The organism is Cutibacterium porci (assembly GCF_009696315.1).
GTDB lineage: Bacteria > Actinomycetota > Actinomycetes > Propionibacteriales > Propionibacteriaceae > Cutibacterium > Cutibacterium porci.
In genome coordinates this window covers 587,058-604,025 of record NZ_VUMG01000001.1, presented here as the reverse complement: position 1 = coordinate 604,025, position 16,968 = coordinate 587,058, and the positions used below count along the sequence as shown (strand labels likewise).

Sequence of the window (16,968 nt, the reverse complement as noted above, 5' to 3'; positions counted from 1 at the left end):
GAAATACACCCCTGGTTACCGCCCCGATTCAGGCCATGACCTCAGGATGCATAGACATGCGGTGCCAACGTCGCCACATCTGTGAGGTTCCGGTATTTATCGGCGTAGTCGAGACCGTATCCGACAACAAACTCATTGGGAATATCAAATCCGACGTACTTGACGTCCAGCGGGCACGTGACAGCTTCAGGCTTACGAAACATTGCCATGATCTCAATGGAGTTCGGGTTGCGGCTACGCAGGTTCTGCACCAAATAGCTCAGTGTCAGCCCAGTGTCGATGATGTCTTCAACAATGAGGATGTCGCGACCATCAATGTCCTTGGTGAGGTCCTTGAGGATGCGTACCACGCCGCTCGACTTTGTCCCAGCGCCGTAGGACGACACAGCCATCCAATCCATAGACATATGGGAAGTCATTGCGCGGCACAGATCCGCCATCGTCATCACAGCGCCATTGAGCACGCCGACCATGAGAATCTCTCGCCCGGCGTAATCAGCGTCGATCTGCGCAGCCACCTCGCGGATACGGGATGCCACCTGCTCTTCGGTGTACAAAACGTGGTCGAAATCTCCAGGAATGTCAGAAGCTCGCACGTCCTCAGCCTACCGACTCATCGGCACTCACACACGACGGGTGAGATACAAGACCCCTCGCCTCACCTCGACGCGGCCTCCTGGGACGTCCACCCCTGCACCGCCAGGACCTGTCAACAACCCCAAAACAGCGTCGACATGCACCATCTTCGCCTCCGGAAGCCAGTCCTTGATAACTCGGCGTGCCAAACCAACCTCAACCCCGCGCAGACCGGGAAGCTCATTGGCACTCACTGCGTGTTCATCCGCCCACGCCCGCGCCAGCCCGGCGACAACATCATCCTCGCCAGCCAGCAGGGTCGCACTGCGAGCCAAAGACTGCGCCACCCCTGGGCCAAGCACCTGAGCCATGACTGGCATCAGCTCCGTACGCACCCGCGAGCGCAGGAATCGTGGATCACTGTTGTGAGGATCCTGCCACGGCTCAACCTGCCATTCCTTACACGCCTGCATTGTTTGGGCACGCCGCACCTCTAGCAACGGATGCCAAAACTGGCCAGACCGCGGACGGATACCTGCCAATGACGTCGCCCCTGATCCCCGAGCCAGCGAGAGCAACACTTGCTCTGCCTGGTCGTCAAGAGTGTGGCCGAGCAACACCGGCTCACCCCGGGCGACGTCAAGCAATGCTGCTCGACGAGCAGTTCGGGCCGCAGCCTCGGGCCCGTCGGGATCATTGGCGTCGACATCGACACGACGGACACAGGCCTCCATGCCACGCCTGGCCACCAGCTGCCGGGTGCGTTCAGCTACCTCGTCGGACCCCTGCTGCAACTGATGGTCAACAATGACAACCCTCACACGAGACCCACACCGACGCGACACCCACCTCGACCCCAACGCGAGGGCGAGCGAGTCAGGACCGCCTGAACACCCGACGACAAAACGATCAACTCCTCGCACCATCCGTTCGATGGCTTGCGAGACGGCTAGACCCGCCGGCCCTAATTCATGTCGTGCCATCAGCGGGTGCAGCCACACCCGGCCAGGTTGCCGTAGACGACGTCGAGCCACGACCGGGCTGAGGCGTCAGTCTTATTGACGATAAAGGAAGCCACCAGTATTCGTCCGTCGGCGTCACGCAGCCACCCCGACATGGAAATGACTCCATCCAGCGTCCCTGTCTTGGCGTGGACGACACCGCGGGCGGCAGCCGTCTGCGTCTCGGAAAACCGATACTGGAGGGTGCCGGAGACACGACCTACCGGGACCGCATTGGCGACGGGCTGAAGTTGTGGGGTTGACAGGGCTTTGTGCCAGGCGCGGGACAGCATTGACGCGGTAATCCGATTACCCTTCGACAATCCCGACCCGTCTTGGACAACCGCACCGTCTTGCCATGCTCCCAAGTTCCTGAGGTGCTCCTCCAGAGCTTGAGACCCCCCATCAAAGGATCCTGGTTTGCCACTCGCGAGAGCCATCTGTCGGCTCAGGACCTCAGCAGCAGAGTTGTCCGACTCTTCCAAAGTGCGCGTGATGAGGTCTTCTACCGGAAGCGATTGCACCGCCGCAATCTCCTTGGCTGACGCGTCAGCCTTGTGACGAGAAACTGAGCCATTTACCGCAATACCGGCGCTACGAAGCGAACCGACGAAGGTATTCGCGGCAAGTTGGGCAGGCGTCTTACTGCGATCCCACGGGCTATTGTTGACCATTCCCTCGTCTACCCATAATGACGTGACTGGTGTGACCTCGTCGGCGTAATTATCGGCCGGCCATGCTTTATTCCAATCAGGGCCGCTAAACAGCGTGTCGTCGAAACTGACACTAACCGTCTTCGTCCCCGCCTTTGTGAGAGACGCAGCCGTACGCTTTGCTAGATCGTCCATCGACGGATATCCCGGCCACTTGGCCGAAGGTTTTGACAGAAGGTAAGGATCACCGCCACCGACCAGCGTCAGTGCAGAACCATGGGCGACGACCTTTGTCGTGTAACGGTGTCCAGCATCAGTGCAATCCAGCAGCGCAATCGCCGTCAGGACTTTGAGGTTTGAAGCCGGGGTGAGCAAGGAATCCTGGCCCGACTGGTACAGGGTCTCGCCGGTAGCCGCATCCATAATGTCAGCGCCCAGCACACCAGGGGCTGCGCCTGCAGACGTGACACGCTGGGCGACTGTGGCAGCAACCGGCTTGCCCGCCGGCGTCGTAGGCGCCGCTGCCGCGATGACGCCTCGGCCCGGTTGCACTGTCTGGGCTGACGAGTCGGCGCGATCGGGAAACAATTCTTCATGAACCAGGTCCGCTGGTGAACCTCCCCGCAGAGAAGTCATAACAATCGCGAGCACGACAATGACGGTCACTGCGACGCCGACAGTAATAGGTACCCATGCCGGGACGCGCCGCCGAGACGTCGACATAGCTCGTTTCGGCTCAGGGTGATCTGGGTGTGGCACGAAAAATCCTTCCTGCAAACGGATACAGTGTCGATCATCAACCGTGTCCATTACAACAAGAGGGGCTCCTCGTGACCGACGATTTCACCAATCCATTCCAGGGAGAACAGCCTGAGAGCTTGCATTTTGATGTGACGATCGAGATTCCACGTGGCAACAAGAACAAGTACGAGATGGACCATGAGACCGGTCGCATCCGCCTCGATCGTACGTTGTTTACCTCTACCCAGTACCCCTATGACTACGGATATATTGAGGGCACTCTCGGCGAAGACGGCGACCCATTGGACGCCCTCGTTTTGCTACCTGAGCCCACTTTTCCCGGCTGCCTCATTGAATGCCGCGCACTGGCTATGTTCCAGATGCAAGACGAGATGGGCGGCGACGACAAGGTGCTGTGTGTGCCCGCCGATGACCCGCGCCGTGCCGGTCTCATCGACCTTGACGATGTTGGCACCATGACCCTCATGGAAATCGAGCACTTCTTCACCGTCTACAAGGACCTGGAGCCCGGAAAATCAGTCGAGGGAGCCACCTGGACCGGCCGCGACGAAGCTGAGGCCGAGATCAAGGCTTCCTTCGAGCGCGCCAAGGGTACCTCCTACGAGAACCCACACACCGCCTGAGCCCCTTTCAGCCTGAGCCCCTTACCCCGTGGCGGCATTCGACAATCGCATCGGTTGCCGAATGCCGTCCATGACACAATGTCGTTCATGGCCACATCCCTCGTCCTGCTCGCTCCTGCGGCAAATCACGTCTATGCCGGGCAGGCAGGACGGTTGTGTGCGGCAGAACTGTCCCTCACCTGCCCGAACGTCGCGTCAGTCACCCCGGTGACTGTGGCAGGGGTCGAATACTTATCGGTTCACAGCGATGCTCCCCTTCAGCCGACGGACTTGGCTGCGGTGGCGCGATCCTCAGCGGCTCTAGCGTGTTTCGAATACCGCGACGACCTGCTAGCGCCCCTCGCGATGCCGCAGGTTGACGTCATGGACGAAGACCTCGTCACCATCCCGAAGTACCGGGGGAAAACCAACGAACAGTTCACCCGGCTACTGCTCAACCTCACTGTCGCCAATCTGGAGGGCCGCTGCGCAGCCCGCCGCGACGAGGGCCAGAGGCTGGCTATCCTCGATCCGCTGGCTGGGCGCGGCACCACTGTTGAATGCGCGTGGCGGGCCGGGCACAACGGCTTTGGCGTCGAGCAAGACCCCAAAGCAGTCGAGGCACTCGCCGCCCACGTCACCACATGGCTGCGTCGCAAACGCCTTAAGCACAGCTGCGGCACTCATCCAGTGCGGCGTAACGGCCAGTCCCTTGGCAAACGATTTGACGCTGAAGTGCGCCTACCACACGCTGAGCCGTTGACTATGGGCGTTTTCACTGGTGACGCCGTCGATTCCGCAGCGTTATGGGGACGCAAAACCTTCGATGCCATCGTCACTGACGCCCCTTACGGAGTCGTGCACGGTGCCCACAGCGGCACGTCGCGGCGTCGCTCCCCCACCGACCTGCTGCGAGAGGCCATCCCGGTATGGGCCGGTCAACTGCGTCACGGTGGCGCACTAGGTATGTCGTGGAACACGCTGGGATTGTCGCGGGAACACCTCACGGCACTTCTGTGCGCCGCTGGGCTCACACCCCTTGACGACGATATGTGGCATCAGTTCAGTCACCGAGTCGACTCTTCCATCCGCCGGGACCTCATCGTCGCCATCAAAGCGTGAGCTGACGACCCGTCACGAAAACAGCTGGGCCATGACCCCGAGCTGGTTCCACAGCTGGACGTCTTCTCCAGCGGCATGGCCAGCGAAGGGATAGGCGACAATTTGTTTGTCAGCGACCATGCCGTCGCCCCATGCGTTGTACGCCGCCCATACTGACGACGGTGGTACAACTTGGTCCATCATCCCGACCGAGAACCAACTAGCGGTACGAGCCCGGCGGGCAAAATGAAGGCCGTCGAAATGCCCAAGAGTCTTGAACGCATGGGCACACAACGACGGGTGAGCATTCAAATATCGGACGACCTCCAGGTATGGGCCTTCCATAGCGATGTTGCAGCTGCGCCTGATATGGCACAGGAACGGCGCGTCGACGAAAGCCCCAGCCAATTTGATGCCGCGCATCGCCGCCAGCCCAGATACCGCTATAGCTTGGCCGCCACCCTGAGAATGACCCAGAACAACAATCTTGGTGGGATCAATGAGTTCCATTTCTCGGGCAGCCTGAAGACACCGGAAATCGTCGACAAATAGCCGGCGGTAATAGTGACCGTGGGGATCAGACAGAGAGTGGGTCATGAATCCGGGGGCGCCGGACCCATCGTGGGAGTCCGGACAGTTTTCCGTCAAGGTGGGATGGCCCCAACCCTGACCACGCGGATCGACGATGATATGGGCATAACCAGCCGCAGCGAAGGCCGATCCAATCGGCACTCCACGAGAACCTGAGTACCCAACAAACTCGATGACAAGGGGTAATGGGCCCTTGACGCCGGCTGGAGCATGGAGCCACCCCCTCACCCGAGAGCCCTGATACCCCGTCCACGACAGGTCCCAGGTGTCTATGAGAGCCTGACGGTTATCGAAAGGCTCCGCCGTCAGATCGTGGCGAATGCCAGCATGCTCGTCGAGGGTCTCGGCCCAAAAAGAGTCGAAATCTTCGGGCTCAGGGACGTTCGGGCGGTAATTGCGCGCCTCATCGATATCCATATCCGTCAGTGGCATGTGAACATCGTAAGACTTTGGCAGTCACAAGGTGCAACGATGGGTCCATGCACACCTTGTTCCTTATGAGACACGCACAGCCGGCATCACACGCCCCAGGTGGAGACCGGGAGCGTCCGCTCACCGACGTCGGTCGTCGTCAAGCCCGCGAGGTCGGCATGCGTTTGGCCTTGCGCAATGTTGGGCACGCTCTCGTTTCCGACGCCCTACGCACACGCCAGACGTGGGACTGCCTGCACCTCGATTGCCCCGTGGAATTCATGCGAGCCCTCTACTACTGCGGCACCGACACCATGCGTCAGCGCATCGGAGAAATCAGTGACGACGTCGACAATATGCTTGTCATCGCCCATGCCCCGACGATCCCCGGACTTGCCGCACAGCTTGCCGCCATGGGTGGAGCCGAGGACGAAGTCGGCTGCTGGTATCCGCCCGCCACCCTTACCGAGGTCGAGGTTGACGGCGAGTGGGCTGACCTCACTGACGAGTACTTTGACAAGGTGAGGCTTGTGGGCATCCAGCGACCGATGTGAGTCCTCAGCGCAAAATGTGAACCTCAGCTGCGACCCCACCGGTGCAAGTGATGTAGCTCTCCCGTGTCGAACACGACATGGTGTACGTCTTGCCAGTCACCGGACTGTACGCCTGCACCTCAAAGTCGCCTTGGGCACCTGCCGGGACCGCGTCAGCGACCTGGAGGGCAAATGGGCACGATGTCGAGCCGACCGCACCGACCGACGACGAACAGACGGTGTCACCGTCAGGCAGCTTGCCGACCGCCTGGCTAGCACTCAACGTGGGAGACGCCGACGGTCGAAATGAACTCGATGGCGTTGCGCTCGGTGACGGGGTCGAGGAGGCCAAGAAACTCGGAGTGGCGTCAATCGAGGTAGCACCCGGATCCTCCGGGACAGACTGCGTGGGCTGTGAGCTCGTTGACGCAGTGGCAACCGCGGCAGGTTCATCACCCGAATGCCTGGGACCGCCGGCGAAAAGCAGCACAGCACCGATAACGACGAGCACCAACAAGCCGAGCACCAAGCCGATCAGCACCTTGCGGTAGCGTGACAAGTCATCTGGAGGTGGCGGCGAGGACGCCGCTGCTGGCGTCGATGGCGGTGGCGGGGGAATGAAGACGGGATTATCAGGAGTAGCATCCATCTCCCGCGTGCGCTCGGCCTCTGGGTCACGGAACCAATCGTCGGGCATCTGGGAGCTGCCAGTATCCCGATACTGCTCTCGTGGAGGCCACTGCTGGGTTGGCGTCGAGTCTCGGGTCTGCCACGGCTGGGTTGGCACGAAATCCTGCCGATCCGTTGAGGGGGTGTGCAACCGCGGGATCTCCCGCGTCGGAGCATTTTCCCCACTCCTCGGCTGCAAAATACGTGTCTGGTCATAGGACGCCGGATTAGTCATGCGCACGGCCCCAGGCAAGTGCAAATCGAGCCCACATTGGCGGCAGACTTCATCGTGCGCACCCACCTGGGTGCCGCATCGCGCACAAAACATTCTCATCTCCGTCCGTTCCTAACTGCTCAAGGATATGGCATCTTGCCAAACGATCCCTGTCATGGTGCCGCTGGCGACGTAACACCGTCGTCACATAACGCGGTCATTCTTCACACATCAGTAACGCCGACCACACGGTTGCGCAACGCAACCGGTTAACGATTAACGCATGACACCACTGCTTGAAATCAACGCCGGCGACACCGCCTGGGTACTTGCGAGCGCATCCCTGGTGCTCTTCATGACACCAATGCTGGCCTTCTTTTACGGAGGAATGGTGCGGGCTAAGGGCGTGCTCAACATGCTCATGATGAACGTGGTCGCAATGGGAACCATCGGGGTGCTGTGGGTTATCTGTGGCTATTCGATGGCTTTCGGTGACGCGCAATGGGGAGGCCTCATCGGCAACCCCGCCCAATACTTCGGGCTCCACTCAGTGATGGGTGCCGAGGTAGGCACCATCCCCGGTTTCGTCTTCGTCGCCTTTCAATCTGCCTTCGCCATTATCGCAACGGCTTTGGTGAGCGGCGCCGTCGCAGACCGTATGAAGTTCTCGGCCTGGGTTGTCTTTACCATCGTGTGGGGGCTGCTGGTGTATTTCCCGGCCGCCAACTGGGTGTTTGGCACTGGCTGGATCCTCAACACGATGCATGCCGTCGATTTCGCCGGTGGCACCGCAATCCATATCAATGCCGGAGCGTCAGCTCTTGCCCTGGCGCTCCTCCTCGGTCCGCGGGTTGGATTCGGATCCAAGCCGATGCGTCCGCATAACACGACCCTTGTCATGCTCGGTGCGGGTGGTCTGTGGTTCGGCTGGTTCGGGTTCAACGCCGGATCAGCGCTGACAGCCAGCGACACCGCCGGACTAGCGTGGGTCAACACCCTGGCTGCCCCTGCCGCTGCCATGCTCGCGTGGATCAGCGTCGAGCGCATCCGCGACGGTCAACCCACTACTCTCGGTGCCGCGTCAGGTATCGTCGCGGGTCTGGTCGGCATCACCCCAGCCTGCGCCTCGGTTTCTGCGTGGGGAGCCGTCATCATCGGCGTCGTCTGCGGCGCGGTGTGCGCCCTGGCTGTCAGTCTCAAATACCGCTTCGGCTATGACGACTCCCTCGACGTCGTCGGCGTCCACATGGTGGGAGGTTTCCTGGGTACCGTCCTCATCGGATTCCTCGGTGACCCACGCGCCATGGCTGAGGGGGCCTCTGCGTCCCTCGACGCCAATGGGGCCGGGCTCTTCCTGGGCGGCAGCGGCAAACTGTTGGGCGTACAGGTTATCTGCGCGCTGGCAATGATGGCCTATTCCTTTATCGTCAGTGGAGTCATCGGCCTGGTTATGAAGAAGACCATGGGCATCCGCATCTCCACCGTTGAGGAGCTGCGCGGCATCGACCTCGCTGAGCACGCCGAATCCGGGTATGACTTCTCCAGCGTCCGCTACTCCTCCTTGGTGCTGCCGCGAGCCCACACTCACCGCGAAGACACCCTTCGCGGTGACGATCACCCAACTCACGACGCTCGCCGCGTCGCCACCACGGAAGTCACCACGAAAGAAGAGGTCCCGGCATGAAACTCGTCACCGCCATCATCCAACCGTCAGCTCTTGACGCCGTCCGTCTCGCGCTCGCCCAGGCCGGAGTTGCAGGACTGACGATCTCAGAGGCCGCCGGGTTCGCTCATCAGAAAGGTCACACGGAGGTCTACCGCGGCGCAGAGTTCACCATCGACTTCCTTGAGAAGGTTCGCCTTGAGGTGCTGTGCCCTGACGAAGAGCTCGAGCACGTCGTCCAGACGATCTGCGACGCAGCGCGAACCGGAGAGATCGGTGATGGGAAGGTGTGGGCTACCAACGTCGAGGACGTCATTCGGATCCGCACCGGAGAGCGAGGTCCCGCCGCCGTATGAGGGCCGACCTAACGATCGTCATGTGCCGTGATCGGCAGATAGCGGGCATTCACCGGGCCTTCCGACTCGACACCCGTTCTCGTGGCGCGGTTCGCCGCCGAAGTCACTGGGGTTAGAGCAGGTCGACGGCCTCTTGGGCAGCACGGGCACCCGCACGCAACGCGCCTTCCATGTAGCCGTTAAAAGACGAGGCGTACTCCGCCCCGGCGAACAGTACTCGGCCCAGCGGCTCGGCAAGGATCGGTCCTGCCGTCGTCCACACACTGGGAGCGAAGTGGGCTCCGTGGCATCCGCCGGTGTAGCGCTCAGCGAGCCAGTCACGGTCAAGGTACTCGATTGGCGAACTCGGGGCCTGTCCGAAGGCCGACTCGACGACCTCCTCGAAGGCGCGTTGACGCAAACCGATCGAACGTTTCCCGTAACCAGAAGCCTCGGCACCCTCGAAGAAGCCCATAAGGATTCCCCTGCCGGTCTCATCATCGGAGGTATCGAAAATGACGCGGACAGCGCCCTCGTCAGCACCCATCTGGCCCGAAGCACCAGAGGAACGCCACCACGGGCTGTCGTAGACGAGGAAGGCCTTGATGACGTTGCCAACCGGGACCCGGGCGGCCATGTCGAGACGTTCGGCCGGAAGTGCTGGCTCGAACTCGATGTCCTTGAGCAACTGCGGTGGCACGGTGACGATAACGCTGCGTCCCTGGTACTGCACGCCTTCAGTCGTGGTGACGGTGACGCCATCGTCGTCGCTCTGGACAGATCGAACCGGGCTGGAGAGCTTCAAATCGTCGCCAAGATGCGCGGCGAGGTTGCAGGCAACTTGCACGATCCCACCCTTGACACGCTGCTGCTTGAGGTCACCGTTAACAGCGACGAGGGACTCTAAGTCGACACCGGCGTTAGCCTTAGCCAAACCGTCGAGAAGGGTGGTGTCGTCTGGAGAAACGTTGAAGGCTCGGCGGATGAGGTTTGCGATGTAGTTGCGGCCAGCGTCAGTACGCACGTTCGACGTCGTCCATTGGCTCAGCGTCTGATTGAGCCAAGTAGCATTGGCAGCCGCCCAGCTCTGGTTATTGGCAACACGGTCAGCCAGCCGACGGAACCTCAACAAACCCTGACCAAGGTCAGACAATTCGAAGGGGCTGAGGGAATGAGCAGACGGCTTGGACGAATTAGTGACGTGAGAGACCTTGCCCCGGGCCTTGACGATGACGTCACCGTCAGTGGCATCGATCAGCTCTAACCCTTGGGAAGATATGAGGGAACGAAGCTCCTCGTGCCCTTCGCCGACCCATTGACCGCCCATCTCGACGACCTGGCCATCGGACAATTCGGCGTTCTCGAGGCGCCCGCCCACTCGGGAGCGAGCCTCCAAGACCACCACCGAACGTCCTGCGGATGCGAGTTCTTCGGCGGCCATCAGGCCAGCAAGACCTGCGCCGATGATGATGCTGTCGTACATGCGTCCCCCTGCAATTCCGCTGGATGGCCAAACCGGACAGCCAGGCCGTGACCGTATGAATCGTGGTGCCTCGATCGTACCTGGCGGTCCTGAGGCGTTACGCGCCGCCCCTGTCTATATACACAGGTTCGGCCGTCTTGGACGAGCGGTCGCAAGTCTGGATTGAGCGAGTGCTTGGGGTACTTTGTAGGCGATGCTCTCCCAATTCAACGCCCTGGTGCCCGAAACCTTTCGCGCCATTGATCTGACCGGTGTGCTTCTCAACGGAATTCTGGGAGGCCGACTGGCCCGTATCAAGCGCTTCGACGCTGTGGGTTTCTGTGTATTAGCAATCACAAGTGCCCTGGGTGGAGGAATGGTCCGCGACATCCTGTTGGGAGCTGCTCCCCCAGTAGCCCTCACCGATCCCCGCTACCTGACGGTCGCCCTCGCTGGGGCCGGCATTGCGATGCTGTGGAAACTGGATTCCCGCCCCTGGCGCATTGCGCTCATTCTCGCCGACGGCACGGTGCTGGGATGTTGGGCAGCCACCGGCGCGCTCAAGACCCTTACCGCAGGCTTCGGGATCATTCCGGCCTTGTTGCTGGGACTGATGACAGCCGTCGGTGGCGGGATGATTCGTGACGTTTGCGCTGGGAACGTCCCGCAAGTCTTCGGCGGCAACCATCTCTATGCAACTCCGGCACTGGCATCGGCTGTCGTCATGGTTGTGGCACACAAGTGCGGTTTTGGGTCCTTTGGGATGGTGCTGGCGACCCTCGTTGGATTGGGATTCACAGCTTTAGCACATCGACGCCGCTGGGTGCTTCCTCAAAACTCGGAGTGGACCTTGCAGTTGTCGTCCTCCCAGGTACAAAAGCTGTTGCGCGTGCGGGCTGCACGCCGTGCAGAAAAACTGCATGACCGCGACGACGGCCAGGAAGGAAACGCCGAGAACTCGCAGAATCCACACAGATAGCCGTCGGGCCCGCGCCCGAGCCCTACTTGCCGAATCACATCCTTACTAGCAGAAAAGACCACCATGACCCTCGACCGCGCCATAGCTCACGCCACACCGCCAGAGGACGCCGATCGCATTGATGCCTGGCTCATGGCAATCCCCTCAGACTCCAACCGCCAGCGCGTCTCCACGCTCCTCAACGAGGCTCTGCGCACCCACCCCAGCCTCGTTCTAGTGTGGAAGTGGAATATGCCGATGCTCACCGATCACGGTTCCTTCATCGCCAGCTGGAGCGCCTCAGCCAAGCACCTCGCCTTGGCTTTCGAAGCGGCAACCCTTGATACCTTCACTGAGCGCATCGTGGATGCGGGCTACACCCGATCAAAGAAAATGTGGCAGGTAAAGTGGGATCAGCCAGCCCCGTGGCCCTTAATCAGCGACATGCTCGATCACGCAATCGACGCAAAGAAAGACTGCGCTACTTTCTGGGCACGATGAAAGACACCGACGGTCGAAGAAACACGACATCGCCTGAAAGGCCGCCGCAGTTATATCCCGCCTTGAATACCATGGCGAGATAATTCATAGTTTCCGGCCTCGGAGCGCGGGCTGTCATACGAGGTCAGCATATGGTGCAGGCTCATCGTGGTGACGCTGCGTCACGCAGATAGTCGACCCCACTCCTCATATACAAGCGGCTCCAAATCGTCGCGAGACACGGAGTTACCCCAGTATGCCCGCGCAGCTGCAGCCAGGATTCTCGGGAACAGCAGCCGCGTCGCATCCTCGACGACGGGGATGAACTCGCACCACAAACTGACGTTAACCCCAACCATCTGCGGGTCCGTCGGGAATTGAAGGTCGAGAATACGGTCGACGGGCACCGGGGGTTCCATGCCGAGTGCCTCAGTGAATCCCTCAAACGGCTCCCGATTGAGGTACAGATAGTCGGCGTCATAAAACACCCACGGATTCCCACTCTTACGCGCCACGTCGACGCCTTGGTGTTCACGCCATGCGCACACCACGTCATTTTCTCGAAGCTCAGTGGCGACGGCCTCATCCCACACGGCGCACGACCGCCCGCGTTCATTTAGCCGACGCCTGGCAACGTCAGTGAAAGCTTTCTGGATTCCGGCACCGTCACGGACACCATGATCTTTCATCCACTCCCGTGCATACGTTGAACCGTTCCAGAACTCCATATCGCATTCGTCGCCACCGATATGGATGACCGAAGCAGGGAAAAGGTCGCATACTGAATCGACGACAGCGTCAACAAACTCAAAGGCTTCCGAGGAGGGCCACAGCAAATTATTTCGAAGCGGCTTCCCCGCCACCAGATCTCCGAGCCGTGCAGTTCCTGCCGCTATTTCAGGATTCCCAAGCTCTGGATACGCGAAAATTATAGCCTCGGCATGGCCTGGAAGATCTACCTCCGGCATGACTTCAATTCCATACCCCTCAGCGACCTCCAACACCCGCTGAATATCCTGAGCGGTGTAGCACCCTGAATTGTCCTTTCCGGACCACTCATGCTGATACATCGCCAAACGGTCGCGATCTACATTCGTGTATTCATCAAAATCCATGCGTCTGCGAGAACTTGCGACCTCAGCAACCCGCGGATAACCCTTCACCGGGATACGCCAGCCAGAATTATCGGTAAGGTGCCAATGCAACCGGGTGAAGTGGTAGCGATGCAGCAAAGCGAGCAGATCAATGATGGTATCAACCGGCCAGAACGTCCGGGAAGAATCCAACAGATACCCGCGCCACGGATACGCGGCGCAGTCTTCAATTCCTAAACGCTTAGCAGCTTCCGGCCCCGTCACTAAAGATGGCCCAAGACTGTTAAGCCTTTGGCGCAGAATCGCCATAGCCCTCACCTCGTCATATCTCATCCGACTGCATCGCCAGGACATCAGCCCTTGACGGCACCAGCCGTCATGGTCTTGCCAAGTCTGTTCTGGATCAGGCTAAACAGCACGACCACGGGAACAGCCATGAGAGTCGCACCAGCCATGACGCCACCCCAGTCCGTGTACCCCAAATTGCCTGATTGGAATGTCTGAAGCCACATTGGCAGGGTGTGAGCAGAATTTTTGGACAACACAATGAGAGCCAAGGTGTATTCATTCCACGCAAAGAGAAAACCGAACACTGCGGTAGCTACAATGCCCGGCAGCAGGAGAGGCAGAGTCACTCGGAAGAATGCCCCTAGCCGCGAACACCCATCAACCTGAGCAGCTTCCTCAAGATCAACCGGCACCGCGTCTACGTATCCACGCATGATCCACGTCATAAAAGGAACGTGGCCACCCACATAGAGAATGCCCAATCCAATAGCAGAGTTGAGCAACCCGATTGAGTCAAGCATGCGGTACTGCGAAATGAAGAGAGCCTCAGCCGGAATCATCTGTACAACGAGGACAAGGACAATCATCGTTGCCCGGGCCCGAAAACGATACCGCGATAGCGAAAACGAAAACATGAGAGCGAATAGTGTCGCAAAGACGACGGTGATGAAAGACACCGTTAGCGACATTCGCATAGCTGACCAGAAGGAGTCATCTGTCAGGATCCGTTGGAAGTTCTTGAGGGTCCCGTTAGTAACGATAAATTTCGGGGGCTTCGATAATAAAGACTTATCGTCCTCGAACGCCGATTTGACCATCCAGTAGACCGGGATGAGCCATACCAATGCGACGAGAATTGCGATCGCGCTGGCACGATGCCTCGTCCTGTCCTTGTACAGCGAGCGCTTTCGAGATTTCGTTGCGTATGCGCCGACTGCGGGTTGTGTCGAGGTGCTCATGCGGCATCACCTTGGCGAAAAAGCATGCGGATGTATCCAGACGACAGCAGCAAGGTCAGCAACAGAATGACCGTCGCCAGCGCGGACGCGACGCCGTAATTACCCTGGGCGATACCCATCTGGAAGACGTAGGTACCGAGCAGGTTTGTTTCGGTCGTCACGCCGCCAGATTGCTGAAGTACGTATATCTGGGTGAAGACTCGAAGGTCCCAAATGACCTCAAGAACTGTCATCAAGGCAACAATCGTGCCAGCCGACGGCAGCAAGACGTACCGCGTGATCTGGGCATTAGTGGCGCTGTCCATACCTGCGGCCTCGATGACTTCGCTAGGCACCTGAGCCATAGCTGCGTATATGGAAATCGTTGCCAGGGGAATAGAGGCCCAGATGATGACCAGGGAAGCGACAGTGAAGAACGTCCACGGCGATCCTGACAGCCAGTTGTAACCATCGGCATGGGCGCCGAGCTTAGTCAGCACATAATTAACCGGACCATAGTTTGGATCAATAAGCCACTGCCACACCGTCAGCGAAGCCAGTAGGGGCATTCCCCACACGATAATCAACGAGTTATTGAGGAAGCCCCGGCCGAAACCACCTGCGCGCAGTAGAACGACCGCCAAAAGAACAGACAAGATCATCGTCAGGCCAGCGGTAACGAAGCAGAACGCTAGCGAACGCCCAAAGACCTGCCAGAAGTAGGGGTCAGTGAGGATGGATTTGTAGTTATCCAATCCCACCCAAGGGGCCGGCTTGCCGAATTGCTGTGCCAGCCCAAACTTCTGGAAGGACATAATGAACTGCTTCACCATGGGGTACCCAACAGCCACCAGGACGGCAATCACCCCGGGAGCCATGAGGAGGTACGGCACCATATTCCGTTTACGACGCACCCACTTCCCGTGCGTCGACGACGTGTTAGTCATGAATTGGTCCTGTCTGTATACGCGATGTGCGCGGTCATAAACCTGGATGCCTCAAGCGCGTCATAACCGCGCACCATCGAGTTAACGAACGCTCGTTTTCTAGTTTTCGAGTCAGGACTCTTTCTGATTGAGAGCCTTATTCAACATATCGTCAAACTGCTTAGCCTCCGCTGCCACATCTGCGCCGCTAGCAATCTTCGTGTAGAAGTTCTTGAGCGTGGTATCAGGCATGAGGTTGGCCCAGTTCGCGGTATTTGGAGTGAGCTTGGAGGCTGCAATAACGTCTTTAGAGATCTTAGCGAAGGCACCTTGGACGTCACCGGCGTAGTCCAGATTGCCAGGCGTCCAGCCATTTTTGGCGATGAGCTTTTGGAATTCCTTAGAGAAGATGATGTCGATAACCGCGGCGGCCCCTTTAGGGTGATGAGCCTTGGCAGCTATAGAGATGTTCGAGCCGCCAGCAAAGGTCGCACCCGCCTTTCCCGGAGTATTAGACGGCAGAGCCATGACACCGACCTTGCCAGCATCCCACAGCTCCTTGTCAATCTTGGTACCGATGTTGCCGGTAGCAACAAGAATTCCGACCTGACCGTTGTTAAAGTTCTGCTGGAAATTCTTTTGACCCGTCTGCGAATCATTACCGAAGGTCGTACCGTTCTTAAAGATGTCCTGGATCTGCTTGAGGGCAGCCTGGCTAGCACTGGAGGACATCTGCGCAGTCCATTTGCCATCTGCCTCAGTGGCATAGTCGCCACCGGCGGCGAAGAGGTACGACTCTACGGCATGAATGTCTGCCGCAGCCAGGTAGATGCCTGAGAATCCCTTCGTGTGATCCGGGTTGGCCTTGGTCAGTTTGATGATGGCGTCATGGAATTCGTTGATCGTCTGAGGCTCAGTGATGCCAGCTTTCTTGAACAGGTCTTTGCGATAGTAGATGCCGCGAGCACCCGCGTACAGCGGTAATGCATACTTGCCGCCTTCGTATTCGCCAGCCTTGACAAATGAAGGGATCAGCTTGCTCCCGCCCAGCGACTCGTACTGTTCAGACAAATCAGCAAAGGCACCGACCGAAAGGTAAGCAGCCGACTGCGTGTTGCCCGTTTCGACGACGTCGGGGCATTCATCGGTCGACGCCAAAGAGGTCTGCAGCTTGGACTGGATACCGTCCCACTGTTGAATCTCGATGCTCAGTTTCTTACCAGGGTTCTTTTCGGCAAACGTCTTCTTGAGGTACTCCTGCGCCTCATCGGAGATGGAATCCTGCATGAACCAGACCCGCACCGGCCCCTCTCCATCCTCTGCCTGTGCTGCAGAACCCGAGGAGGACGACCGCGAGCCACTGCAGGCGGACAGGGTAGGAACAGCAACCGCCGACGCGATCGCCAATTTCAGGAAGGTTGAACGCTTCATGTCGTTCATGTTGTGGGCCTTTCCGCATCATTGGGGGATCGAGGCCTGGAGCAACCATGCTCCACGCTCGTGACTTATTATGACACTAATTGAACGTACTTGCCAAGTTTCTTAACGTTTATAGGTCATCAGGGTACACTCGGGCGCGTGGCGGTCACGTAACCGCAGCTGGAGCACGTGAGGCCCAGCGGCACATTGTCCAACCGAAGGGTTCTGGAGCGTTCTGTCAGCACATTCCACATGTCAATGGCTTCCTGACGAGCGCGACGGCCCCTGCAAC

17 protein-coding genes are annotated in these 16,968 nt (G+C 59.1%); 7 read left to right on the top strand and 10 right to left on the bottom strand.

Going from position 1 to position 16,968, the window contains the following annotated elements:
• Positions 1–41: 41 nt before the first annotated feature.
• The 3 genes from hpt to dacB are packed head-to-tail and all read right to left on the bottom strand — an operon-like array spanning position 42 to position 2,953.
• The gene (gene hpt, locus FYJ43_RS02510) at positions 42–596 is read right to left on the bottom strand and encodes a hypoxanthine phosphoribosyltransferase (RefSeq protein WP_326833245.1); all 555 of its coding nucleotides are present in this window, start codon (positions 594–596) and stop codon (positions 42–44) included.
• A gap of 27 nt (positions 597–623) precedes the next feature.
• On the bottom strand, positions 624–1,559 hold the full coding sequence (gene tilS / locus FYJ43_RS02505; protein ID WP_154562168.1) for a tRNA lysidine(34) synthetase TilS: 936 nt from the start codon (positions 1,557–1,559) through the stop codon (positions 624–626).
• The gene (dacB, locus tag FYJ43_RS02500; RefSeq protein WP_154562166.1) at positions 1,559–2,953 is read right to left on the bottom strand and encodes a D-alanyl-D-alanine carboxypeptidase/D-alanyl-D-alanine endopeptidase; all 1,395 of its coding nucleotides are present in this window, start codon (positions 2,951–2,953) and stop codon (positions 1,559–1,561) included. Before dacB ends, tilS begins: the two co-directional genes overlap by 1 nt.
• A 107-nt stretch (positions 2,954–3,060) precedes the next feature.
• On the opposite strand from dacB, the gene FYJ43_RS02495 reads away from it, so the two are divergent.
• Entirely contained in the window at positions 3,061–3,615 is a 555-nt protein-coding gene (locus FYJ43_RS02495; RefSeq protein WP_326833244.1) for an inorganic diphosphatase, read from the top strand.
• Between the two features lie 87 nt (positions 3,616–3,702).
• A complete protein-coding gene (locus FYJ43_RS02490; RefSeq protein WP_154561630.1) occupies positions 3,703–4,716 on the top strand; it encodes a TRM11 family SAM-dependent methyltransferase in 1,014 nt (337 codons plus the stop codon).
• Between the two features lie 12 nt (positions 4,717–4,728).
• On the opposite strand, the gene FYJ43_RS02485 is transcribed toward FYJ43_RS02490, so the two are convergent.
• Positions 4,729–5,718, bottom strand: a complete 990-nt coding sequence (locus tag FYJ43_RS02485; RefSeq protein ID WP_154561628.1) for an acetylxylan esterase — start codon at positions 5,716–5,718, stop codon at positions 4,729–4,731.
• A 47-nt stretch (positions 5,719–5,765) separates the two neighbouring features.
• Between FYJ43_RS02485 and FYJ43_RS02480 the strand changes: the two genes are divergently transcribed.
• A complete protein-coding gene (locus FYJ43_RS02480) occupies positions 5,766–6,251 on the top strand; it encodes a SixA phosphatase family protein (protein ID WP_154561626.1) in 486 nt (161 codons plus the stop codon).
• A gap of 4 nt (positions 6,252–6,255) precedes the next feature.
• Here FYJ43_RS02480 and FYJ43_RS02475 read toward each other — a convergent pair whose 3' ends face one another.
• Complete coding sequence (locus FYJ43_RS02475) at positions 6,256–7,134, bottom strand: hypothetical protein (RefSeq protein WP_154561624.1); 879 nt, start codon at positions 7,132–7,134, stop codon at positions 6,256–6,258.
• Positions 7,135–7,396: 262 nt separating this feature from the next.
• Between FYJ43_RS02475 and FYJ43_RS02470 the strand changes: the two genes are divergently transcribed.
• Together FYJ43_RS02470 and FYJ43_RS02465 are read left to right on the top strand one after the other, a co-directional pair.
• Positions 7,397–8,797, top strand: coding sequence for an ammonium transporter (locus FYJ43_RS02470; protein ID WP_229771568.1), 1,401 nt, complete (start codon positions 7,397–7,399; stop codon positions 8,795–8,797).
• On the top strand, positions 8,794–9,132 hold the full coding sequence (locus FYJ43_RS02465) for a P-II family nitrogen regulator (RefSeq protein WP_154561622.1): 339 nt from the start codon (positions 8,794–8,796) through the stop codon (positions 9,130–9,132). The genes FYJ43_RS02470 and FYJ43_RS02465 overlap by 4 nt, the downstream gene beginning before the upstream one ends.
• 112 nt (positions 9,133–9,244) lie before the next feature.
• Here FYJ43_RS02465 and FYJ43_RS02460 read toward each other — a convergent pair whose 3' ends face one another.
• Entirely contained in the window at positions 9,245–10,594 is a 1,350-nt protein-coding gene (locus FYJ43_RS02460; protein ID WP_154561620.1) for a flavin monoamine oxidase family protein, read from the bottom strand.
• Positions 10,595–10,787: 193 nt separating this feature from the next.
• On the opposite strand from FYJ43_RS02460, the gene FYJ43_RS02455 reads away from it, so the two are divergent.
• Both FYJ43_RS02455 and FYJ43_RS02450 read left to right on the top strand, forming a co-directional pair.
• On the top strand, positions 10,788–11,552 hold the full coding sequence (locus tag FYJ43_RS02455) for a trimeric intracellular cation channel family protein (RefSeq protein ID WP_154561618.1): 765 nt from the start codon (positions 10,788–10,790) through the stop codon (positions 11,550–11,552).
• Between the two features lie 63 nt (positions 11,553–11,615).
• Positions 11,616–12,032, top strand: a complete 417-nt coding sequence (locus FYJ43_RS02450; protein WP_154561616.1) for an iron chaperone — start codon at positions 11,616–11,618, stop codon at positions 12,030–12,032.
• A gap of 161 nt (positions 12,033–12,193) precedes the next feature.
• Here FYJ43_RS02450 and FYJ43_RS02445 read toward each other — a convergent pair whose 3' ends face one another.
• From FYJ43_RS02445 to FYJ43_RS02430, 4 genes are all read right to left on the bottom strand, one after another.
• Positions 12,194–13,414, bottom strand: coding sequence for a family 20 glycosylhydrolase (locus FYJ43_RS02445; RefSeq protein WP_195839860.1), 1,221 nt, complete (start codon positions 13,412–13,414; stop codon positions 12,194–12,196).
• Positions 13,415–13,458: 44 nt separating this feature from the next.
• Entirely contained in the window at positions 13,459–14,352 is an 894-nt protein-coding gene (locus tag FYJ43_RS02440; RefSeq protein ID WP_154561612.1) for a carbohydrate ABC transporter permease, read from the bottom strand.
• On the bottom strand, positions 14,349–15,278 hold the full coding sequence (locus tag FYJ43_RS02435; protein ID WP_229771567.1) for a carbohydrate ABC transporter permease: 930 nt from the start codon (positions 15,276–15,278) through the stop codon (positions 14,349–14,351). The genes FYJ43_RS02440 and FYJ43_RS02435 overlap by 4 nt, the downstream gene beginning before the upstream one ends.
• Before the next feature lie 111 nt (positions 15,279–15,389).
• Positions 15,390–16,688, bottom strand: a complete 1,299-nt coding sequence (locus FYJ43_RS02430; RefSeq protein ID WP_229771566.1) for an extracellular solute-binding protein — start codon at positions 16,686–16,688, stop codon at positions 15,390–15,392.
• Between the last annotated feature and the right edge of the window lie 280 nt (positions 16,689–16,968).